Annotated in this window: 17 protein-coding genes; 13 read left to right on the plus strand and 4 right to left on the minus strand. The window is 49.7% G+C overall.

Going from position 1 to position 22301, the window contains the following annotated elements; translation table 11 throughout:
* Window positions 1–69: 69 nt before the first annotated feature.
* Window positions 70–2712: an ATP-dependent Clp protease ATP-binding subunit gene (locus HMPREF0044_RS06520; RefSeq protein WP_006547336.1), complete on the plus strand. Its 2643-nt coding sequence runs from the start codon at window positions 70–72 to the stop codon at window positions 2710–2712.
* A 368-nt stretch (window positions 2713–3080) separates the two neighbouring features.
* Window positions 3081–5783 carry a pyruvate, phosphate dikinase gene (ppdK, locus tag HMPREF0044_RS06525; RefSeq protein ID WP_006547337.1) on the plus strand — a complete coding sequence of 901 codons (2703 nt, stop codon included), beginning with the start codon at window positions 3081–3083 and terminating at the stop codon, window positions 5781–5783.
* Window positions 5784–5951: 168 nt separating this feature from the next.
* Here ppdK and HMPREF0044_RS06530 read toward each other — a convergent pair whose 3' ends face one another.
* Window positions 5952–6368, minus strand: coding sequence for a cupin domain-containing protein (locus HMPREF0044_RS06530; protein WP_006547338.1), 417 nt, complete (start codon window positions 6366–6368; stop codon window positions 5952–5954).
* 207 nt (window positions 6369–6575) lie between these two features.
* Between HMPREF0044_RS06530 and HMPREF0044_RS07995 the strand changes: the two genes are divergently transcribed.
* On the plus strand, window positions 6576–7820 hold the full coding sequence (locus tag HMPREF0044_RS07995) for a hypothetical protein (RefSeq protein WP_006547339.1): 1245 nt from the start codon (window positions 6576–6578) through the stop codon (window positions 7818–7820).
* Window positions 7821–7922: 102 nt separating this feature from the next.
* On the opposite strand, the gene HMPREF0044_RS06540 is transcribed toward HMPREF0044_RS07995, so the two are convergent.
* The gene (locus tag HMPREF0044_RS06540; protein WP_006547340.1) at window positions 7923–9053 is read right to left on the minus strand and encodes an alpha/beta hydrolase; all 1131 of its coding nucleotides are present in this window, start codon (window positions 9051–9053) and stop codon (window positions 7923–7925) included.
* A gap of 302 nt (window positions 9054–9355) precedes the next feature.
* Window positions 9356–9853: an inorganic diphosphatase gene (locus HMPREF0044_RS06545; RefSeq protein WP_040313079.1), complete on the minus strand. Its 498-nt coding sequence runs from the start codon at window positions 9851–9853 to the stop codon at window positions 9356–9358.
* Window positions 9854–9964: 111 nt separating this feature from the next.
* Here HMPREF0044_RS06545 and HMPREF0044_RS06550 point away from each other — a divergent pair, with 111 nt between their 5' ends.
* From HMPREF0044_RS06550 to HMPREF0044_RS08005, 9 genes are all read left to right on the plus strand, one after another.
* Window positions 9965–11320, plus strand: coding sequence for a D-alanyl-D-alanine carboxypeptidase (locus HMPREF0044_RS06550; protein WP_006547342.1), 1356 nt, complete (start codon window positions 9965–9967; stop codon window positions 11318–11320).
* A complete protein-coding gene (tilS, locus tag HMPREF0044_RS06555) occupies window positions 11320–12420 on the plus strand; it encodes a tRNA lysidine(34) synthetase TilS (RefSeq protein ID WP_006547343.1) in 1101 nt (366 codons plus the stop codon). The genes HMPREF0044_RS06550 and tilS overlap by 1 nt, the downstream gene beginning before the upstream one ends.
* A 54-nt stretch (window positions 12421–12474) precedes the next feature.
* Window positions 12475–13026 carry a hypoxanthine phosphoribosyltransferase gene (hpt, locus tag HMPREF0044_RS06560; RefSeq protein ID WP_006547344.1) on the plus strand — a complete coding sequence of 184 codons (552 nt, stop codon included), beginning with the start codon at window positions 12475–12477 and terminating at the stop codon, window positions 13024–13026.
* 89 nt (window positions 13027–13115) lie between these two features.
* A complete protein-coding gene (ftsH, locus tag HMPREF0044_RS06565; protein ID WP_006547345.1) occupies window positions 13116–15128 on the plus strand; it encodes an ATP-dependent zinc metalloprotease FtsH in 2013 nt (670 codons plus the stop codon).
* Entirely contained in the window at window positions 15118–15687 is a 570-nt protein-coding gene (gene folE / locus HMPREF0044_RS06570; RefSeq protein WP_006547346.1) for a GTP cyclohydrolase I FolE, read from the plus strand. Before ftsH ends, folE begins: the two co-directional genes overlap by 11 nt.
* Window positions 15687–16517 (plus strand): dihydropteroate synthase, encoded by an 831-nt coding sequence (gene folP / locus HMPREF0044_RS06575; RefSeq protein ID WP_006547347.1) that lies wholly within the window; start codon window positions 15687–15689, stop codon window positions 16515–16517. Before folE ends, folP begins: the two co-directional genes overlap by 1 nt.
* 96 nt (window positions 16518–16613) lie before the next feature.
* A complete protein-coding gene (folK, locus tag HMPREF0044_RS08000) occupies window positions 16614–18449 on the plus strand; it encodes a 2-amino-4-hydroxy-6-hydroxymethyldihydropteridine diphosphokinase (protein ID WP_006547348.1) in 1836 nt (611 codons plus the stop codon).
* The gene (locus HMPREF0044_RS06585) at window positions 18442–18924 is read left to right on the plus strand and encodes a DUF3180 domain-containing protein (RefSeq protein WP_006547349.1); all 483 of its coding nucleotides are present in this window, start codon (window positions 18442–18444) and stop codon (window positions 18922–18924) included. The genes folK and HMPREF0044_RS06585 overlap by 8 nt, the downstream gene beginning before the upstream one ends.
* 52 nt (window positions 18925–18976) lie before the next feature.
* On the plus strand, window positions 18977–19957 hold the full coding sequence (locus HMPREF0044_RS08005; RefSeq protein WP_050754376.1) for a hypothetical protein: 981 nt from the start codon (window positions 18977–18979) through the stop codon (window positions 19955–19957).
* Here HMPREF0044_RS08005 and HMPREF0044_RS08010 read toward each other — a convergent pair.
* Entirely contained in the window at window positions 19954–21213 is a 1260-nt protein-coding gene (locus tag HMPREF0044_RS08010) for an isochorismate synthase (protein ID WP_006547351.1), read from the minus strand. The genes HMPREF0044_RS08005 and HMPREF0044_RS08010 overlap by 4 nt on opposite strands.
* Window positions 21214–21344: 131 nt before the next feature.
* On the opposite strand from HMPREF0044_RS08010, the gene HMPREF0044_RS06600 reads away from it, so the two are divergent.
* Window positions 21345–22067, plus strand: coding sequence for a class I SAM-dependent methyltransferase (locus tag HMPREF0044_RS06600; RefSeq protein WP_006547352.1), 723 nt, complete (start codon window positions 21345–21347; stop codon window positions 22065–22067).
* Window positions 22068–22301 lie beyond the last annotated feature (234 nt).

Here is a 22301-nt window from a genome sequence, read left to right on the forward strand (position 1 = left end):
TAATGGTGAACAAACAGGAAAGTGTCAGTCCCTCCCCCTAATATCGAAAGTAGATACTTAGGAGGAAAAATGTTTGAACGGTTTACTGACCGCGCCCGCCGCGTGGTAGTGCTGGCACAGAACGAAGCCCGCTCCCTCAACCACAACTACATTGGTACTGAACACCTGTTGCTCGGTTTAATCCAAGAAGGCGAAGGTGTTGCCGCTAAAGCCTTGGAAATGGCCAACGTAGATGGAGAACAGGTACGTGAATCCATCATTGAAATGATTGGTGAAGGTAAAAACGCACCTACAGGGCACATTCCGTTTACCCCACGTGCAAAGAAAGTTCTGGAACTATCCCTGCGTGAAGCACTGCAGTTGGGGCATAACTACATCGGTACCGAGCACATTCTGCTGGGACTAATTCGTGAAGGTGAGGGCGTTGCCTCAAAGGTTCTCGTGAAGCTCGGCGCAGACTTGGCTGAACTACGTCAAAGCGTAATTCAACTTTTGCAGGGTTACCAGCGTACCGGTGGGCGTGAAGCAGTTGGAGTTGGCGCATCTACTCCTGACCCACAGCCAGCTAACTCGGCTCTATTGGAGCAGTTCGGTCGTTCCCTCACGCAAGCTGCACGCGAAGGTCAGCTCGACCCAGTTGTCGGACGCCACCCTGAAATGGAACGCGTCATGCAAATTCTGTCTCGCCGTTCTAAGAACAATCCAGTACTGATTGGTGAACCGGGCGTAGGTAAGACCGCGGTAGTTGAAGGGCTTGCACAGGCGATTATTCGTAATGAAGTACCTGAAACCCTGCGTGATAAGCAGATTTACAGCCTTGACATGGGCTCTTTGATTGCGGGTTCCCGTTACCGTGGTGACTTTGAAGAACGTTTGAAGAAGATTCTTAAAGAAATCAAGACGCGTGGGGATATCATTATCTTCATTGACGAAATCCACACTTTGGTTGGAGCTGGAGCTGCTGAAGGTGCGATAGACGCAGCGCAAATGTTAAAGCCAATGCTTGCTCGTGGTGAACTGCAGACCATTGGCGCTACCACCTTGGAAGAATACCGTAAGTACATTGAAAAAGATGCGGCTTTGGAACGGCGCTTCCAGCCAGTGAAGGTAGAAGAACCTTCCGTTGATGAAACCATTGAGATTCTCAAAGGTTTACGTGACCGCTACGAAGCACACCATCGCATCATCATCACCGACGCTGCGATTATTGCTGCAGCGCAAATGGCAGACCGCTACATTATGGATCGTTTCTTGCCGGATAAGGCAATCGACCTGGTAGACGAAGCAGGCGCGCGTATGCGTATCCGTCGCATGACTGCTCCGGTTGAACTACATGAATTGGATGATAAGGTAGCTGACCTGCGTCGTCAGAAAGAATCTGCTATTGATGACCAGGACTTTGAACGTGCAGCTGCGTTGCGAGATGAAGAAAAGCGTCTTACCGAAGAACGCGTAGCTAAAGAAAAAGCCTGGCGTGAAGGCGATGCTGATGTGATCAGTGAGTTGGGGGAAGCAGAAATCGCGGAAGTTCTGGCAATGTCTACGGGTATTCCAGTATTGAAACTAACTGAAGCTGAATCCCACAAGCTGTTGAATATGGAAGAAGCATTACATCAGCGTGTAGTTGGTCAGGAAGACGCAGTTAAGGCTATTTCTCAGTCGATACGCCGTACTCGTTCTGGTTTGAAAGATCCAAAGCGACCTGGTGGTTCTTTCATCTTTGCGGGTCCAACCGGTGTAGGTAAGACCGAGTTAGCTAAGGCTTTAGCTGAGTTTTTATTTGATGATGAAGATGCTCTGATTACTTTGGATATGTCGGAGTTCTCTGAGAAGCATACTGCATCTCGTCTTTTCGGTGCCCCTCCTGGATATGTCGGTTATGATGAGGGCGGCCAGCTCACTGAAAAGGTGCGTCGTCGACCATTCTCTGTAGTCCTCTTTGACGAAGTTGAAAAGGCGCATGCTGATATCTTTAATTCCTTGTTGCAGATTCTGGAAGAAGGTCGTCTGACTGACTCTCAGGGGCGAGTAGTGGACTTTAAGAATACTATTATTATCATGACCACTAACTTGGGTACTCGCGATATCAATAAGGGTGTATTGACTGGTTTCCAGGCTGCTGGTGAGATGGTGAACGATTATGAACGTATGCGTCAAAAGGTGAATGAGGAGCTGAAGCAGCATTTCCGCCCTGAGTTCTTGAACCGCGTTGATTCCACTATCGTGTTCCCGCCATTGCAGAAGGAACAGATTGTGCAGATTGTTGATCTGATGGTTGCGAAGCTGGCTATTCGCATGGTTGACCAGGGGATGTTCCTTGAGATGACTGCGGCAGCGCGTAGCTTGTTGGCTGATAAAGGTTTCGATCCAGTGCTGGGAGCACGTCCGCTGCGTCGGGCGATTCAGCGTGAGGTTGAGGATGTCTTGTCTGAGAAGATTCTTTTCGGAGAGGTTAAGACTGGCCACACTGTGGTAGTTGATGTTGCTGGTGCAGAGGGGGAGCAGGTCTTCACTTTTACTCCAGTGCGTCGTGTAGTTGAAGAAGAGGGAGATTCTGCAGCGAAAGCATCTGTTGAAGTTGCGCCTACTGCGGGTTGGGAGCTAGCTTCTTTAGAACACGGAGAGGATACTTCAGAGGCTGAAGGCACTGTTGATTCTGGGCAGGAAACTGCATCTACTGATGATCCTTCTTCTGTCGAAGGCGGATTCTGATTCTTTCCGTGAGGATTTGAACTAAGGGGGGCTACTGGGTTTTCCAGTAGCCCCCTGTTTTTAATGCTGGTGTGTTGGGTGCAAACTATTAACAGTACCAACCTGCAGTGTAAGCATAAATTTGTTTTAAACACACGTTACATAACAGAACCCGGAAACTGGCAAGGGCTTAAATAATCATGCTTATAGCACTTTTCAATACCCGTGTTTAGAGAATCAGTGCGGATCTTTGTGAAAACCTGTGAAAATGTGCGTTAGGTCATTAAAAATTCAACTTTAGTCCCATTTTTTTGGTAGACTGTCTACGTTGCGCGAAAAGCTATGCGCCGAAGCATATGAACAATAAATAACAGAAAGTGGGACCAAGCATGGTCAAGTACGTCTACAACTTCTCTGAAGGCGACAAAGACATGAAGGACCTGTTAGGTGGTAAAGGTGCCAACCTAGCAGAAATGACGAAACTGGGTCTGCCAGTACCTCCAGGCTTCACTATTTCCACTGACGCCTGCCGTGAATACCTAAAACGAGGCGAAGTTCCAGCAGAACTCGCTACCGAAGTCACCAAAAACCTCCGTAAGGTTGAAGACGAAATTGGTCGTCGCCTAGGTGAGCCAACCGGCCCACTCTTGATGTCCGTTCGTTCCGGCGCAAAGTTCTCTATGCCAGGCATGATGGAAACCGTTTTGAATATCGGTTTGAATGATCAGTCCGTAGTTGGCTTGGCAGAATTTGCATCTGATGAACGCTTTGCTTGGGATTCCTACCGTCGTCTGATCCAGATGTTCGGTAAGACCGTTATGCACATTGAAGGCGATGGATTCTCTGACGCTTTGGATAAGCTTAAGGAAGATCGTGGAGTACACTACGACCACGAACTTTCTGCAGAGGACCTCAAGGGTTTGGTAGCAACCTTTAAGGAAATTTTTAAAGCAGAAACCGGTCGTGACTTCCCACAGGACCCACGTGAACAGCTCGACATGGGTATCGAAGCAGTCTTCCAGTCCTGGAACACTGAACGCGCAAAGATCTACCGTCGTCGCGAACGTATCTCTGAATCACTGGGCACCGCAGTAAACGTGCAGACCATGGTATTCGGTAATATGGGTGAAACCTCCGGCACGGGCGTTTGCTTTACCCGTGACCCATCCACCGGGCACTCTGGAGTTTACGGTGACTACCTGATGAACGCACAGGGTGAAGACGTCGTAGCAGGTATCCGTAACACTGAACCACTGTCCACCCTAGGTGATCATGATCCAAAGTCCTACCAGGAACTGCTGGGTATCATGCGTAAGCTGGAAACCCACTACCAGGATCTCTGTGACATTGAATTCACCATTGAACGTGGCAAGCTGTGGATGCTACAGACCCGTGTAGGTAAGCGTACAGCTGCAGCTGCATTCCGGGTAGCTACCCAGCTGGTAGATGAAAAGCTCATCACCATGGATGAAGCTCTTACCCGCGTAACTGGTGCACAGCTTACCCAGCTTATGTTCCCACAGTTCGACGATAAGGCTCCAAAGGAACTGCTGACTCGCGCAATGGCTGCTTCCCCAGGTGCAGCGGTGGGTGAAATTGTTTTCAATAATGATGACGCCGAAGCTGCAGCCCGCGCAGGCCGTAAGTGTATTCTTGTACGTCGCGAAACAAACCCAGAAGATCTTCCAGGTATGGTTGCAGCTGAAGGTATCCTCACTGCTCGCGGTGGTAAGACTTCTCACGCAGCTGTTGTCGCCCGTGGTATGGGTAAAACCTGTATTTGTGGTGCGGAAGCCCTGCGTGTAGACGCAGAAGAAAAGACTCTCGCAGTCGGTGATCGCATCCTTAAGGCAGGCGATATCATCGCTATTGACGGTACTACTGGTGAAGTATTCGCTGGTGACGTTCCAGTAGTAGACTCTGTAGTTACCACCTATTTGGCACACGGTCTGGAGGCCGGCCTGGAAGCAGCTGGGGCTGACGAGCAGATGGCTGACCTAGTAAACTCTGTTCACCGCTTGCTCACTCACGCAGACGCAGTTCGCACCATGAAAGTACGTGCAAACGCTGATACCCCTGAAGACTCCGAACGTGCAATCGAATTCGGTGCGGAAGGGATCGGTCTGTGCCGTACCGAACACATGTTCCTCGGTGACCGTCGCGTACTGATTGAACGAGTCATCCTCGCTGAAGAAGGCTCTGCTGACCGTCAAGCTGGTTTCGACGCCCTCGAAGAACTGCAGAAGGGCGACTTCCTGCAGATGTTGCGCGTACTTGATGCAAAGCCAATGACTGTTCGTCTCATTGACCCACCACTGCACGAGTTCCTGCCAGACCTCACTAGCCTCGAAGTTAAGGTCGCTGTCGCGAAGGCAGTGGAAGGTAAGGCTGATCCTGCAGATGAAAAGATGCTCGAAGCTGTTCGTCGTATGCATGAATCTAACCCAATGCTAGGTCTGCGTGGCGTCCGTCTGGGCATCTACCTGCCAGGCCTGTTCGACCTCCAGATTCGTGCTCTCACCCAGGCAGCAGCAGAACTGAAGAAGGAAGGTCTGGACCCCCGTCCAGAAATCATGGTTCCACTGGTTGGTTCCATCCGCGAACTTGCCATCATCCGCCACAACGCAGAACAGATTATTGCTGAAGAAGCAGCAAAGGCCGGTGTTGAGCTCGACATTCACGTTGGTTGTATGATTGAACTTCCACGTGCTGCAATGACCGCTGAGGACTTGGCTCAGGAAGCAGACTTCTTCTCCTTCGGAACTAATGACCTGACCCAAACTGTTTGGGGCTTCTCACGTGATGACGTTGAAGGTGTCTTTATCCCTAAGTACATTGAGGAAGCAGTATTCGGCGTATCCCCGTTTGAAACTATTGATCAGCATGGTGTTGGTCGCGTGGTTCGTGAGGGTGTTGAGCGTGCTCGCTCCACTAAGCCAGATATTAAACTGGGCGTTTGTGGCGAGCACGGTGGTGATCCAGAGTCCATCCACTTCTTCCATGAAGTAGGTTTGAACTACGTTTCTTGCTCTCCATTCCGCGTGCCAATCGCACGTCTGGAAGCAGGTCGTGCAGCAGTGCTAGCTGACTGAGCTGTAGAACCCTAAAATTTTGGGGCTGGTAGGTTCTCCTACCAGCCCCAAAATTATTTGAAAGTAGCATTAAAGTAAACTGCGGGAGAGGGATTCATATAATCATACTACTTAGAAATTAACTTGGGGACGATTCACAGAATCGTCCCCAAGTAGCTATGTTAAAACTCAGTGGTGGTGGTGAGCTTCAGCTTCCATAGCTTCTTCGTAGGTAACGTGAACAGTACCGTGTTCGTGTTCAGCTGGTGCGTAGATGGAGTACAACTTCAGAGCTTCGTCACCGGTGTTAGTTACGTTGTGGAACTTACCTACAGGAATGAAGATAGCGTCGTCATCACCAGCGGTAACTTCAAAGTTAAGGTCATCTTCTGCTGGGCCCATCTGTACTAAGCAGGTGCCGGATTCTATGCGGATGAACTGATCGTGGTCATCGTGCTTTTCCAAGCCGATGTCGTGACCTGGTTCAATGGACATAACGGTTAGCTGCAGTTCCTGGCCGGTCCAGATAGTGGTGCGGTAGTTGGTGTTCTGCAGGGTTTCTTTTTCAATGTTTACTACGTATGGATTTGGACCGTGGTCGGTCATGGTGTCTCCTTAGCTGGTGGTTTTGAATTTTTAGATTCCGGTGTGTTTCGCTCCGGAGTTCACTTTCAGTTTACCGCAGGATTTTAGGAAAAGCGCGGGCAGGGTGTGTTTGGAAACTATGGGGTGTGGTACGTTTTCAGTGGTACAAAACCCTGCTCAAGCATGAGACAATAGAAGTAACTGTGTTTGTGAAGGAGAGGTGCGGTAATGCCATTATTTGAACTTGACGGTGGGGTGTTGATTCCTGCCCAGTTCGGTCGTACCGTAGCAGCTGGCATTGACCAGGATATTTTAGGTAGTGTTCGCGACCAGGTTCTAGAAATTATTGGCCGCCCTTTGTTTCCGATTGTTTGGGAAGATTCCGTTAATCAGCCTCGCTTAACTGCGTTGGACCCTTCGGGACAAGTGGTTTCTGTAGAGGTTTTGTCACTACTGGATTCTGCGACGATTATTGAGTGTTTGTCTCGTTTAGCTGAGACTGCGAATATGGGGTGGAATGAGCTGGCGACTGCTTATCCTGGGGGAGTGCAGAGTTTCCGTTTTGGGTGGGCAGAGTTTCGCAATATGATGCCTCCTTCTCCGGCTCCGGGGCCACGTTTGATTCTGGTGGTTGCGCAGATTGCTGATGCGGTGCGTCCGGTTTTGGATGTGTTAGCTACTTCTGGTGTTGAAGTGCACGAGTTGGCGTTGCGTGAGATGAGTAATGGGCGTCGTTTTGTGGAAGTTCAGGCGGTTGGTCCGCGTCTTTACGGGCATAATCCGAATCTTTTACTGCAGGGCACGGGGCAGTTGAATTTACCGGGTACGGAAGTGTTAGCTGAGGAATCGGTGGAGATTCCCGAGGGCGTTGCAGAATCTGTTCCCGCGCCATTAGTTGAACCTGCATTGGTTGAGGCTCCGAAAAGAGTTGAAAAACCAGTGTTTGCACAACCGTCTGTAGCAGGTGTTGCCATGGTTGAAAGGTCAAGTTTGCCGAAACGTAGTTCTCGGCGTCTGCGCCGTTCAACGGTTTTAAGTCATACTGCGGAAGTAGTTAAGCCTGAGTTTTTACGTGAACCGACGCCAGCTGCAGCAGTGCCACCGGTTGTTACGCAAGAATCATCTACTTCTGGTGTGCAGGCCGAAACTTTAGGTGAGGATGCGACTGGCCTTTACGCTATTGCACAAATTGTGGGTAGTGAGATTGAGCTAGTGTGGAAGCTGACTGAGCGGGAACGCTATTTCGCTAAGTTGAAGCCTGAAGGCGTGATTGTAATTGATTCTTTCACTACGGATGATCCGCATTGGGCGGTTCGTTCAGTTGGAGCTATTAGTGATTTTGATGGCTGGGAAGTTTGGCGTTTAGGGTCTGACTCGGGACCAACTTTGCGGGAAGCATTAGCTGAGATAAACCGTGAGATTGTAGCTGCGTCTAAGTCACAATATCGGGGTAAACGAGCGCGTAAAGCCTAGTTTTTTGGGGGCGTAACCGGATAGGTTACGCCCCCTATTTACTATACTTTTTAAGATGTTTTAAGAGGATGGAAAGATTAGCTTAACGCCCTCGGGAAATAATCAGCGAGGAGCTAACGGAAGCTCAACTGCAGCCACACCCCGCATAGTATCCGCGCGCCCCGGGAACACTGCAGAAAGCCAACGATGCGTAGCCTCCCACACCTGTTGGCGCACATTTGGGAAAGATAGCGTCAAATCATGAACTCCACGGAATCTACGTAAAGTTACATCTTTACCAATCATCGTCGCCCGATACATTAACGAATCCACATCTAAAACACAATCGCGGAAGCGTACCTCCGCAGACCACTCAGTCTCAACAAAAGACTCTGCCGCAGACATACACAAAATCGGACAATCAATATCTAAACCAGCAGCTATCTCACGATGCCCATTCGACACTGCAGCCAGCCAGCCCGCGAAACTAACCCGCGTATCATTCTTCCACACTGGATTCGGAAACCATCCAGACACCGAAGGATCATCAGCAAAAGGCAACAATTCTTCAGGTAACTCGCCCTCTCGTTCCACATTCCAACCCTGCAGGGAATCACCGAAGAAATTATTACCGCCTGTGGGAATAACCCGCCGCGGATTACGCGGAGCAACAACATCCACAAGCTGTTCAGTTGCATAACGCATCAAAGGAGAAGGATGTAACTCTAACCAAGGAGAATTCAACCAAAGACCCGCAAAACGACCCGGATGATGCGCCACATACAAAGTAGCCGTCAAACCACCCGTTGAATGAGCCATCATCACTACCGGCAAATCATCGCCAATTAGTTCCAGCGCCTCAGAAATTTCCTCATCATATTCATTTAAATTCTGCACCCAGCCGAAGGTTTGTCCGGGACGTAGGGAACGCCCATACTTACGCAAATCTAATGCGTGGAACTGACCGCCAGCTAAAGCAATATGGCGTGCAAGTTCCGGCTGATAGAAGTAATCATTCCAACCGTGAATGTAAAGAGTGCGAAACACAGGAGTTTCAGGTGTGCCTTCAAAAACTAAAGGGTCTTTAGCTGGAACGTGGCGGACAACAGTGGCAACCACCTCACCTTCCTCATCGGGAAGTAGCTGAATCGCTTGGGCTTCAAAACCTGGACCTAGAATATCCTCACTCCAAAAACCAGGGCGAGGCACTAAAGTATCTCCAAATGCATCAGTTAGCTCAAAAACTTCACTCATTCTTCCAGCCTAGCGTGTTTTCACTCTACACAGGGTAAGTTCTGTCCTGCGACGCAGATTATCAACGAAAAGCATATATGGTGAACAGTTTTGCGGTGTAGGCACATTTGCTTTTAAAACTCACAGGGAAAAGAGACTATCGTATGCAGAGTAGGGATAGGAGTTAGACGGTCGCATCAGAAACTGAATGCCCCGACCTAGAGAAGTCGACAAGCAACAGAACTTAAACAAATATGGTGTGGGGATTATCTCTAAAGCCCCACACCATATTATTAAGTTTCTAATGCGCTGACAGCTTCACCTCAGTGGTGATTGTAGCCAGCTTCCTCGGCACGCTTGAAAGAAGCTAAGATTTCAGCTTCGGCTTCTTCGCGACCCACCCAGTGCGCGCCTTCAACAGACTTGCCTGGTTCCAGATCCTTGTAAACTTCGAAGAAGTGCTGGATTTCCAAACGGTGGAATTCAGATACGTCATCAATATCAGTGCGCCAAGAGGCGCGCTGGTCAGCTGCGGGGATACACACGACTTTATCGTCGCCACCCATTTCGTCACGCATGCGGAACATACCCAGTGCGCGGCAACGGATTACACAACCAGGGAAAGTTGGTTCTTCCAGCAGTACCAAAGCGTCAAGTGGGTCGCCGTCTTCACCTAGGGTGTTGTCGATGAAACCATAGTCATCTGGGTAGCGAGTGGAGGTGAACAGCATACGGTCTAAGCGAATGCGACCGGTTTCATGGTCCACTTCGTACTTATTGCGGTTTCCTTTAGGGATTTCAATGGTTACGTCGAATTCCACGGTAGTGTTCCCTTCCTTCAAGTATTGTGAATTCCAGGATACCGCATTAGTAATGACGTTTTGGCAGTCTACACTAGGAATAGAACATTTTTTACATTTCTTGGAGTCCACATGGCAAAACGCTCACTTTTTTCAGTGTTGGCAGTCACCACTTTACTAGCGGGGGTTTCCGGCTATGTTGTGGCAGATATTAAAGATGTGGCTCCCGGGTATTTTACGGAAAAAGCCCCTGTTGTGGGTGAATCTGCACCTGAGATTCCACAAGGTCAGTTTGATACGATTTTGCCTCGTGAGATTCGGCAAGATTTGCAGCCACTGAAGAAAAGCGATTTGCAACCCGTATGGGATGAGTTAAATAACTCTACGCAAGGTAAATGGGGTGCGGGAGCCTATGTGATCGATGCTGTTACCGGTAACGTAGTTTTTGCACAGAATGAAATGAAACCAGTGGTGCCTGCTTCTACAACTAAAGTTTTTGCTGCTTTTGTGGCTTTAGACGCACTTGATCCACAGGATACTTTGGAAACTCGAATCTATCTGGAGGGGAACACACTGCACCTGGTGGGTGAGGGGGACTTACTGTTGGGGGCAGATGAAGGAGACCCGCAGAAAGTGAGTGGACGCGCTGGCTTGGGGGATTTGGCTCGCCAAGCGGTGGCTAAAGTTGGGACAGGTCCGCAGCGACTAGTGATTCACCAGAAACTCCACGACGGTCCGCTGGTAGATCCCCGGATTGAGAAGGATTTGTTGAATTGGATTAGTCCGCAGGGTTCGGTAGCGATTAATGCTGGCTACGGTCAGGGTGGTAATAATCAGGCTCCGATCCAGCTGGTGGGCGACACTTTAGCCGAGCATTTTGCCTCTCTGGGAGCTCCGGTAGAAGTCTCTTATTCTGATGACCCATATCAGGGAGATAAACCGGTGGCGCAGGTTTCTTCGGCTTCTATTTTGGAGATAACCAGGCTAATGCTGGAACGTTCGGATAATACTTTAGCTGAGCATTTGTGTCGCCTGGCAGCGCAGAAACAGACGGGAAATTCGTCTCCGGAGTCGGCTTCGGCAAATTTAATGAGACGGATTAGTGAGCTTCCGATTCCGACGGAGGGTTTTTCAGTGACAGCGTGTTCGGGTTTAACTGAGGCGAATCGGATTTCACCGCAGACAACCGCGGAGTTTTTCTATTACCTATGGCGCCTGGGAACACCTCAGCAGAAGCAGATACTGCGTATGAATCCGGTTTCTGCTTATTCCGGTACGTTAGCGAACCGGATGACCGATTCAGTGGCGGCTGGGCGCGTACAGGCTAAATCTGGTTTGTTAGATTCTGCGGCGGCGCTGGCGGGCGTGGCAGTTACGAAAAGTGGGCGTCCATTGATTTTCCACGTGCAGACCACAGAAGTTCCCGAGGGCGCTGCAGCAACCCGTCTTGATTTAGACAAGTTCATGGAAGCGTTGGTTAATCGCTGATGATTCCGGGAGTTCGGGCTTCTGAGATGATCGGTGCGAAACCGCGGGGAGTTTTACGGGAAGTTTCCCTCTGCGTGGGGAACTTGTTGTGTAGCGAACCTAGTGTAGACCACTGGGTGGTGGCGTGCTCAGGCGGAGCTGATTCTTTAGCATTAACAGTTGCTACCGCAGATTGGTGTCACCGGCTGAATAAAGACTTCACCGCAGTTATTGTAGATCACCAATTACGATCTGAATCAGCTGCGGAAGCTGCCAGTGTAGCAGCTGACTTAATAGCCAATAAGATCCCGGCAGTAGTGGTTAAAGCCCAAGTTCGTGCGGGGCAGGGGATTGAAGCGCAGGCACGGGAAGCTCGCTACCAAGCGCTTGTTGATTTCTGTAATACACTTAACCAGCCTACAGCGGTGCTAGTGGGGCACACTCAAGACGATCAAGCTGAGACAGTACTGTTAAAACTCGCTCGCGGAGCTGGAATGAAAGCTTTAGCAGGAATGCCGCAGCAGTGGCGTAATCCGCAGGGTATTAAGTTTCACCGCCCATTTCTAGCTGAGATTCGCCGCAGACAAACTGAAGAATTCTGTAACTGCCTGGGGTTAGAGTATGTCCAGGACCCAACAAATTTCCTTGATGGCCCGTGGAAAACCCAAGCCGGTCAGGCTCTGCCACGCGTAGCTCTCCGCCATCAAGTCTTGCCACAGTTAAAAACCGCGCTAGGTCAGGATCCAATACCAGCTTTAAATCGGGTTGCGTCACAAGCCCGCGAGGATGAGGACTTTATCTTCAACTTCGCGTTGAAACGCTGGGAAAGTGGAGAGCTTCAAGATCAGTGGGGAGTGAGGGTTGACGCTCTCGAAAAAGAAGCAAAAGCCGTGCGAATGCGAATCTGGAAACTCATTTTTGCCCAGCATAGCCACATTCAACTCACCTCCAGACAACTGCAGGAACTCGACCGGTTAATCACGGACTGGCAAGGGCAGAAAGCTGTGAGCCTGCCCGGAAACTGGCAGGCAAGACGAATCAGGTGGGAAGAAAAAACAAAACAGGGTGAAAAGTGGTACAAAACTGTCCACAAACGCATTCTGGTAGAACAAAAAAACTGATTTGTGGAACACTAAATACTGGTAACAAAACTTTAATTCCAAGTGGAGGTTGGAATGAACGCTGAAGACATGGGAACTGACCTGCAAGAAATTTTCCTCACTGAGGAACAGATTCGTGCTCGTATTCAGGAAATGGCTGCTGAAATTGACCGCGACTACGCGGGCAAAGACCTGCTTCTGGTAGGTGTACTGCGTGGCGCTATCATGGTGATGGCAGACCTGTCTCGCGCTCTGAAAAACCCACTGCACATGGACTGGATGGCAGTTTCCTCCTATGGTTCGGGTACCAAGAGCTCCGGCGTAGTACGTATCCTAAAGGACTTGGACACCGACATTTCCGGTCGCCATGTCCTAATCGTAGAAGATATCATTGACTCTGGTCTCACCCTGTCCTGGCTGAAGGAAAATCTGAGCTCCCGCGGCCCAGCGTCCGTTGAAATCGCAACATTCCTGCGTAAGCCAGAAGCAGTACGCGTAGACATCGACGTTAAGTACGTGGGCTTTGATATCGCTAACGAATTCGTAGTTGGCTACGGTCTGGACTATGCAGAAAAGTACCGTAACCTGCCGTTCGTAGGTACCCTGGCACCACACGTTTACGCCTAAAACTGAAAGGTAAAGATTAGGTGGCTAAGCATAAACCAACCCCACAACCAGACCCACACAACTCTGGAGCTCCACAAGAAAAAACCGGCATGCAAAAATACCGTAAGTTCGGGTTCATTGCTGTGCCCTTGCTGGCGTTCTCCCTAGTCCTGTGGATGTTGTGGTCCCTGTTCCAGCCATCCTTGATCCAAACTTCTGAAGCACTTAATCTGCTAAAAGAAAATAAAGCAGAATACGTGCTGGTAAATGACTCGACCCGTTATGTCACACTGACTCTTAAAGAACCTTTTGTTCACAAATCAACTGGTATTGGCGACCGTGAAAAAGATCATGGTAAGAGTGTAGCTTTCACTTTCTCCCAAGATCAGGGTCCAGAAGTTCTCACACTGATTGCGGAAACAAAGTTAAAGCGTGGCTATGACGTAATCAACCCACAGCCTTCCGTGCTGGTAAGTATCCTTAACCTACTGTTACCACTGGTGTTACTGGGGGCGCTGTTCTATTTCTTCGCCACTAAGTTCAGTGGCGCCGGTGGTATGGGCGGGCCACTGGGTGGCAAGAAGCGTGACTTTAATAAGGAACGCCCACAGGTACGTTTCTCTGACGTAGCAGGTGCAGACGAAGCTGTAGAAGAACTAGAAGAAATCAAGAACTTCCTAGCGAATGCTGAACGCTATCAAAAGGTAGGGGCGAAAGTTCCTCGCGGTGTTTTACTCTACGGTCCTCCAGGTACGGGTAAGACATTGCTCGCTAAAGCTGTAGCGGGTGAAGCCGAAGTACCATTCTTCTCCATCTCTGGTTCAGAATTCATGGAACTTTACGTAGGTGTGGGTGCTTCACGCGTGCGGGAACTTTTTGACAAAGCTAAGAAAGCTGCCCCCGCCATAATTTTTATCGACGAAATTGACGCAGTCGGTCGTCAGCGTGGCAGTGGTTATGGAGGTGGTTCTGACGAACGTGACCAAACACTGAACCAGATGCTCGTAGAAATGGATGGCTTTGACGCCACCACTAACCTACTAGTCATTGCAGCAACGAACCGTCCAGACGTACTGGACTCTGCGTTACTACGTCCGGGTCGTTTTGACCGTCAGATTTCAGTGGAAGCGCCTGACATGAAGGGCCGTGAGGCAATCCTGAAAGTACATGCCAACGGTAAGCCACTGACAAACGACGTGAACCTGCGTCTAATCGCTAAACGTACCCCTGGTTTCACGGGTGCAGATTTAGCTAACGTGCTTAACGAGGCTGCGTTGCTGACAGCCCGTTCAAATGCTGACTTGATTGACATGCGCGCAATAGATGAAGCGATTGACCGAGTACTGGCTGGACCACAAAAACGTACTCGCGTTATGAATGATCACGATCGTGCAGTCACCGCCTATCACGAAGCTGGTCACGCTCTTTGCGCGGCCGCAGGACGCTACTCTTCGCCAGTAACTAAGGTGACGATTCTGCCTCGTGGTCGTGCTTTGGGATATACCATGGTAATGCCAACTGAAGATCGTTACTCAAAGACTCGAAACCAACTACTTGACGACCTGGTCTATGGTTTAGGTGGGCGTGTTGCAGAAGAACTAGTCTTCCGCGACCCCTCAACTGGGGCGTCTAATGACATTGAGAAGGTAACCTCCACTGCCTACTCTTTGGTAACTGACTACGGTATGACTAGCCAGCTGGGCTTAGCAAAGCTGGGTAAGGCAGACGGTAATCCATTTGGTCCAGCGGGTGGTCCAGGTAAAAATCACCCAATGTCTGCAGAAACTGCGGCCGCAGTTGACCGTGAAGTTCGCGCTCTGTTGGATAACGCTATGCGTGAAGCGTGGCAGATTCTCTCTAGGAACCGTGCTGTCCTAGACACTTTGGCAATGCGTCTGCTGGATGAAGAAACGCTGCTCGAACACGACTTGGAAGAAATCTTCAAGGACTTGGTGAAGCAGGAAGAACGCCCAGTGTGGAACTACCAGGCTGATGCCGCAGTAGAAGGAGCTTTCTTCGGGGAGCTTCCTAAATCAACTACTGTTCCAGCCTTGCCTGTTGAACCAGTTTCAGAACCTGACAGTGCAGAGACTTCTGCTGAGGGAACGGAAAATGAGTTTTAACCAACGGGCAGCTGAAGCTGCAGTTAGAGACTTGCTAATTGCAGTCGGTGAAGACCCGGAACGCGAAGGTCTTTTAGAAACCCCTGCTCGAGTAGCGCGGGCGTGGAAAGAGTTACTTTCTGGTTTAGATGAAGATCCCGCAAAGCATTTGGAAAAGCACTTCACAGTTGAAACTGATGAAATGGTATTGGTGCGCGACATTGAGTTTCACTCTGTTTGTGAACATCACCTGCTACCATTTCACGGGCGCGCTCACGTAGCCTACATTCCTCGCGACAACAAAGTTACGGGACTGTCGAAACTAGCACGCGTGGTTGAAGGATATGCGCGTCGCCCGCAGGTGCAGGAACGCCTCACTACTCAGATTGCTCAAGCCCTAGTTGAAAAGCTTAACCCGCAGGGAGTGTGCGTAATCATGGAAGCTGAGCACCTGTGCATGACTATGCGCGGTATTCGTAAAACCGGTGCCACCACTGTTACGTCAAAACTCTGTGGGGTAATGAATAATTCCGCTACTCGCCAGGAAATGATGACTTTAGTTATGGGTGGCAACCGTTAATGCAGTGGCTACCAGTTTTCAAAGGACCAGTTTCTTTACCAACTGACCGCACCCTGGTGATGGGGGTTCTTAATGTCACCCCGGATTCATTTTCTGACGGAGGGCGTTGGAACGACCCGCAAAGAGCAGTACAGCGTGCTGAATACCTGGTGCAAAATGGTGCAGACATCATTGACGTGGGTGGAGAGTCTACTCGCCCGGGAAGTAGTCGTATTACCGCCCTCGATGAGCAAGAACGCGTCTTGCAGGTAGTGGAGCACCTAGCGCAGCACGGATACGTTATTTCGGTAGATACGGTTAATGCAACCACTGCTGAACTTGCCGCAGAAGCAGGCGCTACGATAATTAATGACGTCTCCGGGGGGTGTCATGACCCGCGAATGGCTGAAGTAATGGCGAAAACTGACGCAGTAGTGATCATTCAACACTGGCGAGGTTTCCCCGGCACTGGTTCAGAGCGCCTACTTACAGAAAATGTTATTCCCACTTTGATTGCTGAACTGCAGTCCCAAGTGGCTACAGTTTTAGCTGCTGGCGTCAAAAAAGAACGTGTGATTCTAGACCCAGGTTTTGGGTTTGCGAAAGATACGCAGGGTTCGTGGGAAATTCTCAAATCCTTGCCTTATATTCAAAAAACCTTGGATTTACCACTTTTAGTGGGGACTTCTCGTAAACGTATGGTTAAGGAATTAGCTGGTGGGGCAGTTGATACTGACCAGCTTACAGCGGCAACATCCCTAGTGGCTGCTCAGGCTGGAGTATGGGGTGTGCGCGTACATGAGCCGGCTGCGAACTTAGCTGCGATTCGGGTGGCGCAACGCATGGCGTAACTTACCGCCACCAGCCATAAAAAATCTGAAATTCCGCCTAAAAGTAGTATAGAATTAAGACTTAGCAATCGGACCTTACCGCGAAAGAGGAAAACAGTGACAGAATCTGTTTTTGATGTGATCAATATTGAAGGGATCACTGCTCGCGGTTTGCATGGGGTCTATCCGTTGGAGCGTCGCGCGGGTCAGGAATTCAAAGTCGATATTAAGATGACCGTGGATACGCGCACCGCAGCGGTTACGGACGATCTTTCTTATACGGTGGACTATTCTCAGGTCGCGGTGGAAGTTGCGAAAATCCTTGAGGGAACTCCAGTTAATCTGCTTGAAACTTTAGCGGATACGATTGCTCGCCGGGTTTTGTCTTTCCCGCAGGTGCACGCAGTTGAAGTGCAGGTGCATAAGCCGGAAGCACCTTTGAACGTGGCTTTTTCAGATTTAACCTTAAGTATTTTCCGTGACCGCAGTAGCCTTTCTGAAGTTACTCCGGTAGTTGCAGTGGCTGATTTAACTGCTGTTCCGGTGCGCCCGGTGACAGCGACAGTGGCTTTGGGTGCTAACCTGGGGGATGCTCCGGCTACTTTAGCGCAGGCGATTGTGTCTTTGGATGAGTGCCCAGGAGTGAATGTTACTGCGGTTTCTGGTTTATTCCGTACGGCTCCGATTTTATTGCCTGAGCAGGCTCCACAACCTGATTATTTCAATGCGGTTATTGAGGCTGAGACGGTTCTTAGTCCGTTGGCGCTGCTGGACACGCTACATGAGTTAGAAGCCTCGGCGGGGCGGGTGCGTAAGGAAAAGTGGGAAGCTCGTCCGCTGGATTTGGATATTTTGACTTATGGCGATTTACATAGTGATGATGTGCGTTTAGTTTTGCCTCATCCGCGTGCGCATGAGCGAGCTTTTGTGCTGCAACCGTGGTTGCAGATTAATCCGCAGGCATGTGTGGGTGCGCGTGGCCGCGTGGAAGTTTTGGTTCAGCAGGTGCAGGATCAGAGCGTTGAGTTGCTGGCTGAGCTGTGGGTTGAGGATGCTTTAGCTGGGCATTTTTCCGAGGGCGTTGTGTCTGCTGTTTCCGCTGTCCCAGAGGTAGTTGAAGCTTCGCCGGCAGTTTCAGTTGAGCCAGTTGTTTCTGTGGTTGAGCCAGTAGTTGAAACCCAGTTTGTTCACGTGCCTGAGCCGTTTACTGCGGAAACTGGTGTAGAACCAGTAGCTTCTGAGGTGGAGCCAGCTGTGGCGACGGGTTCGATTCGTCAGACTTACCGTTTGGCAAATGCGGAGGAAACGGAGTCACCTATTTTTGCTCAGTTTGCTGCTAAGCGTGCGGCTTTGCAGACTGAGTGGATTCTAACGAAGCATCAGATTGACCGTGACTGGGAAATGTCTCAGGCTTTAAAGGCTGCGGAAGAAAAAGCTGCGCAGGAAGCTACGGCAGCTCAGGAGCGCCGTCGGGTAGAGGGTTTACCTTCTTTAGATATTCCTGTTCCAACGAAACTTCCTCCCTTGCAGTCTGTGCCAGTTGAAATGGTAGAAGAAGCAGAGGTTTCTTCTGCGTTAGATACTTTGGCAACTGAGTTACAACCGGTGAAGCAGTCGGAGCCGGAACAGTACAGTGACTTTGAGAAGATTGTTTTCGGTATTAAAACTACGCAGTCAGAGGCACCTGTTTTGCGGATGCCTTCTTGGAAGCGGGTTGTTACCCCTGTAGAACCTCGTATTGTTGATGAGCCGACGGCTGTGACTGTTTCAGATAAACCTGCAGGTACTTCAACAGAACAAGTTTCAGAATCAGCAGAGAAAACTACTTCTCTAGTTGAACCTTGTACTGATACTGCGCAGATTCCAACTACCTATCAGGGGTTGCGGCGTCGCCAGATTTTACGTCCAGACCCCACTGGCTCTATCCCGGTGATTCCGCGGAACCATGAATAATAAACTGCAGCCATTAAAGTGGAAGTACACGTCTCTTTTGGCAGTGGCTTCCACGGTAGTGGGCTACATTTTTACTCATATTTTGCTGGTAAATGCCTATGGCTTACCACGTGGTGGAACTTCATTCATCGTCACTTTCACAGTTCTTGCTGTAGTTCTCTTATACTTCGGCTGGGGAATTCGTCGTAATGCTAATAAACCACCAAAGTTTAAGGGGTTAACTGCCTATTTTGTAACTTTGCTGGCGCATGCAAGTGCCTGGACAGGAGCGTTACTTACTGGCTGGTATATCGGCATTACGCTCCCTTGGTATCTTGACATGCCGCAGTTTGAACTTAACGAAGTTACAATCGTGAACATATTATGTGTGATTGCTTCAATTACCGTGTGGGGAATCAGTATTATCGTTGAATCCTGGTGTCGTTTAGATGATGACGAGGACCCGCAGTCCGCGGGTGCTACGACAATTCCTTAAAACACAAAGGTAGAATCATTCCGACACTGAGTTTCATATAAAGGGGAACAGCATGAATGATCGTAATCAGCCACGGCGTCTGACACGTCGCCCGCAAGACCCCGCTAAACGTTCTTTACCACAGTCGCGTGGAGCCTCCGCCTCAAAACGTTCGGAAGCACGCGGTTCAGAAAAACCTCGTCAAGGTAGCGACGCCTCATTCTTAGTCCGTGAATCCTGGGACGATATTCGCTCAAGTGTAGTTAAACCACGTCGCCCTCGTTCCACATCTGCATCCTCACAAAAAGCCAGCCGACGTACTGAACCCAACCCACATACTAAGCCTGCTTCCCATGGCACACCAAAAAACTCTGGACACCGACGGCCCATAGCGCACACAGCAAGCCGTACTGATGGAAGTAGCTCTGTGAAACGTCGAAAGCGTAAGCAACCAACTGCTAAAGCACAAGTGAATTACCGTATTCTGATGAAAATCAGTTTAATAATAATATCGATAATTGTAGCTATCGTAGCCACCTGGTTCACAGTCTCTTACGTTAAAACCGCAAACGAAGCACGTAAAGCAGCCAAGATTGAAGCCAGCACTGATAAACCAGAGGTAATTGCAAACTGCCAACCAAGTGACTTACAGGTGAATATCAGTTCCAACGCCCTTACTTTAGAAAGTGGCAGCCTGTGGGATGCGAAAATTACGCTACAAAACCAAGGAATCCGCAGCTGCTACACCGAAGGCGGCCCAAACCGCTACGGTTTCCAAATCAAATCAGGAGAAGTTGAAGTCTTTAATAGCCTGAAATGTGCAGCCACAGACTCGCAGATTCCGCTACTATTAGGGCGCGGTAAATCCTGGGATATGGAACTCCCCTGGGACGGGAAAGTTTGGGTAGATTGCAACCCAACTAAGGAAGCGCAACCTGGTACTTACGTGGCAACACTGCTAAATGGTGATAAACCAGTGGGAACCCCGCAGGTACTTACCATCGTGGCGAAACCAACTAAAGAACCAGCTCCGACGGAAAAGCCCACGAACTAGCTGACTAAACCAAACACACTCAGCATTGGCCGGAGTTTAGCGCGCGTCTCAGCTAACTCAGCTTCCGGGTTTGAATCAGGCATGATTCCGCATCCGGCTAGAAGCTGCATAGACTGCTTGTCTGCCTGTAGCTGGCCACAGCGCAAAGCTAAACCAGCCGCTCCGTTACCAGCGGCGTCCATCCACCCAACAGGTCCTGCATATCGCCCACGCAGAGTTGTCTCATGTTTAGCGATAAGTTCAAACGCAACCTCCCGCGGAGTTCCACAAACAGCTGCAGTGGGATGCAGTTTTTGTAAAACTGAGATGAGTGGGGCGCCCTCGGAAACAGTAGTTTCTGCCAACTCGCCCTGCACGTCCGTCGCTAAATGACTAACGTTTGGAAGCTGTAAAATAAAAGGCTTTTGATTTGCACTGAGCTGCGTACACAACGGAGCCAACGCATCTTTTACTGAATCAGCAGCAAAACGATGTTCCGTTAAATCCTTAATAGAATCAACTAAGTCAGCTTCATTGCCGGGTGTGCAGGTGCCTGCGAGCACGCGAGAGCGAACCAAGCCTAAACGCACATCAGCAAGCATTTCAGGCGTCGCCCCTGCCAAACCTGCAACCGCGAACTGCCAGCAAGTTGGGTAAGCATCCGCTAGCTTGCGTAAAACTAGGGATAGGTCAATCGGGGTGGAAGATTGAATAATCACATCTCTTGCCAGCACAGTTTTTTGTGCTACACCTGCCTGCAGATCCTGCACCAAACCGGTAACTGAAGTAAGCCAGCTTGCTTGCGTGTCATCAATCAGGTTGAAAACGGGATCCACGCCAGGGATTGGAACAAAAGTTAGGGGAGTATCGCCTTCTATTTCTAGGAGCCATGCCCCTGCACTGGTCTGTACAAATGTACGCTGTTGGATTTGTATGATTCCGGGTGTTTCTTGGTTGAAGCCAAAGGAAAAGAACCCGATGGGAGCCTGCAGGTGGGATTGGGAAAAGAACTCTTCAAAAGAAAGTGAATCGTCGGTAGGTGAAAGTGTGTCGCGGGCTGTGGTCCAGGTGGTGTTTGCTGTTTGCAGAGTAGCTGGGAACTGGATGCTGTTACCGTAGCCGATTAAAAGTGGTTGATTGGCATCCATTAGCGCTGGGCCGTGCCAGATGGATAGCTGCGACGAATCCAGCTGAGTGCCTGGGGGAGTAGGGAAATGGGTGGTAAGGGCGTGGGCTAAACCATTTACCGTAGTTGTTGGTTGGATGCGAAGTTTCATTTAGAATCTGCCTTCTCATTGCTAAAACTAGTTTTATTTTCCCATAATTTACTGAGGGAGGGGGGAGTCGGTTGAGCGGAAAGTGTGTAGCCTGGTTGGCGACTTTTTCGGGTGCGTGCGACACTAGACCCATGACGAATAAAGGTTTTAAGGCAGCTGACGTGTCTCGGGCGACTTTAGAAAAACGTCCGGAAGAGATCGCGGGAATGTTCAATAAAGTGGCGAAACGCTATGACTTAATGAATGAAATTATGACTGTGGGACAGCTGCGTACCTGGCGTAAAGCTGTACGTGAGGCGTTGGATGTTGGTCCGGGGCAGCGCGTTTTGGATTTGGCAGCGGGAACGGGTGCTTCGACGGCAGCTTTGTTGGAAACTGGGGCTGAGTTGGTGGCATGTGATTTGTCTGAAGGCATGATTGAGGTTGGCCGTCAGCGTCACCCAGAGATTGAGTTTGTGCACGGTAATGCGTTGGATTTACCGTTTTCTGATGAGAGTTTTGATGCGGTGACAATTTCCTTTGGGATTCGTAACATTCCAGATACGGAGAAGGTTTTGTCTGAGTTGGCGCGTGTTTTGAAGCCGGGTGGTCGCTTGGTGATTCTGGAGAGCTCGCAGTTGGTTAATCCGACTTTGGCGAAGGGGTATCGTTTTTACTTGGGTAAGGTGATGCTTCCGGCAGCGAGTTGGTTCTCTTCTGATGAGGATGCTTATGAGTATTTCTTGGAGTCAGTTTTGGATTGGCATGATCAAGAGGAACTTGGTGTGTTGATAAAGGGTGCTGGTTTTAAGCATGTGAAGTATCGTAACTTCATTGGAGGAGTGGTGGCGATTCATCGCGCTTTGCGTCGGTGAGTTGAGTGCTTGGCAGGGCGTTTGGGTTTTGCTGGGCGGCTTTTCGGATTTTTTCACGAGGGCGGGGTGGATTCTCACTAAAATGAGGTCCATCTCGTCTTTTTGTGTGCCTTGTTTCACGATTTGATTTTATGACGGAAATACGTAACGTCGGTGTTGCTAAATATCCTATATGTTTTCTGAGGGTGTCCGCAGATAAACCTTAATATTTCAACGAAAAACCCCGTTTTCCTG

The sequence above is a fragment of the Gleimia coleocanis DSM 15436 genome (assembly GCF_000159015.1).
Taxonomy (GTDB): Bacteria; Actinomycetota; Actinomycetes; order Actinomycetales; family Actinomycetaceae; genus Gleimia; species Gleimia coleocanis.

What these genes read in the sequence shown, in the direction of transcription:
- HMPREF0044_RS06520 (WP_006547336.1), top strand. Translation starts at nt 70, where the DNA reads ATGTTTGAACGGTTTACTGACCGCGCCCGCCGCGTGGTAGTGCTGGCA.
- ppdK (WP_006547337.1), top strand. Translation starts at nt 3,081, where the DNA reads ATGGTCAAGTACGTCTACAACTTCTCTGAAGGCGACAAAGACATGAAG.
- HMPREF0044_RS06530 (WP_006547338.1), bottom strand. Translation starts at nt 6,368, where the DNA reads ATGACCGACCACGGTCCAAATCCATACGTAGTAAACATTGAAAAAGAA.
- HMPREF0044_RS07995 (WP_006547339.1), top strand. Translation starts at nt 6,576, where the DNA reads ATGCCATTATTTGAACTTGACGGTGGGGTGTTGATTCCTGCCCAGTTC.
- HMPREF0044_RS06540 (WP_006547340.1), bottom strand. Translation starts at nt 9,053, where the DNA reads ATGAGTGAAGTTTTTGAGCTAACTGATGCATTTGGAGATACTTTAGTG.
- HMPREF0044_RS06550 (WP_006547342.1), top strand. Translation starts at nt 9,965, where the DNA reads ATGGCAAAACGCTCACTTTTTTCAGTGTTGGCAGTCACCACTTTACTA.
- tilS (WP_006547343.1), top strand. Translation starts at nt 11,320, where the DNA reads ATGATTCCGGGAGTTCGGGCTTCTGAGATGATCGGTGCGAAACCGCGG.
- hpt (WP_006547344.1), top strand. Translation starts at nt 12,475, where the DNA reads ATGAACGCTGAAGACATGGGAACTGACCTGCAAGAAATTTTCCTCACT.
- ftsH (WP_006547345.1), top strand. Translation starts at nt 13,116, where the DNA reads ATGCAAAAATACCGTAAGTTCGGGTTCATTGCTGTGCCCTTGCTGGCG.
- folE (WP_006547346.1), top strand. Translation starts at nt 15,118, where the DNA reads ATGAGTTTTAACCAACGGGCAGCTGAAGCTGCAGTTAGAGACTTGCTA.
- folP (WP_006547347.1), top strand. Translation starts at nt 15,687, where the DNA reads ATGCAGTGGCTACCAGTTTTCAAAGGACCAGTTTCTTTACCAACTGAC.
- HMPREF0044_RS06585 (WP_006547349.1), top strand. Translation starts at nt 18,442, where the DNA reads ATGAATAATAAACTGCAGCCATTAAAGTGGAAGTACACGTCTCTTTTG.
- HMPREF0044_RS08005 (WP_050754376.1), top strand. Translation starts at nt 18,977, where the DNA reads ATGAATGATCGTAATCAGCCACGGCGTCTGACACGTCGCCCGCAAGAC.
- HMPREF0044_RS08010 (WP_006547351.1), bottom strand. Translation starts at nt 21,213, where the DNA reads ATGAAACTTCGCATCCAACCAACAACTACGGTAAATGGTTTAGCCCAC.
- HMPREF0044_RS06600 (WP_006547352.1), top strand. Translation starts at nt 21,345, where the DNA reads ATGACGAATAAAGGTTTTAAGGCAGCTGACGTGTCTCGGGCGACTTTA.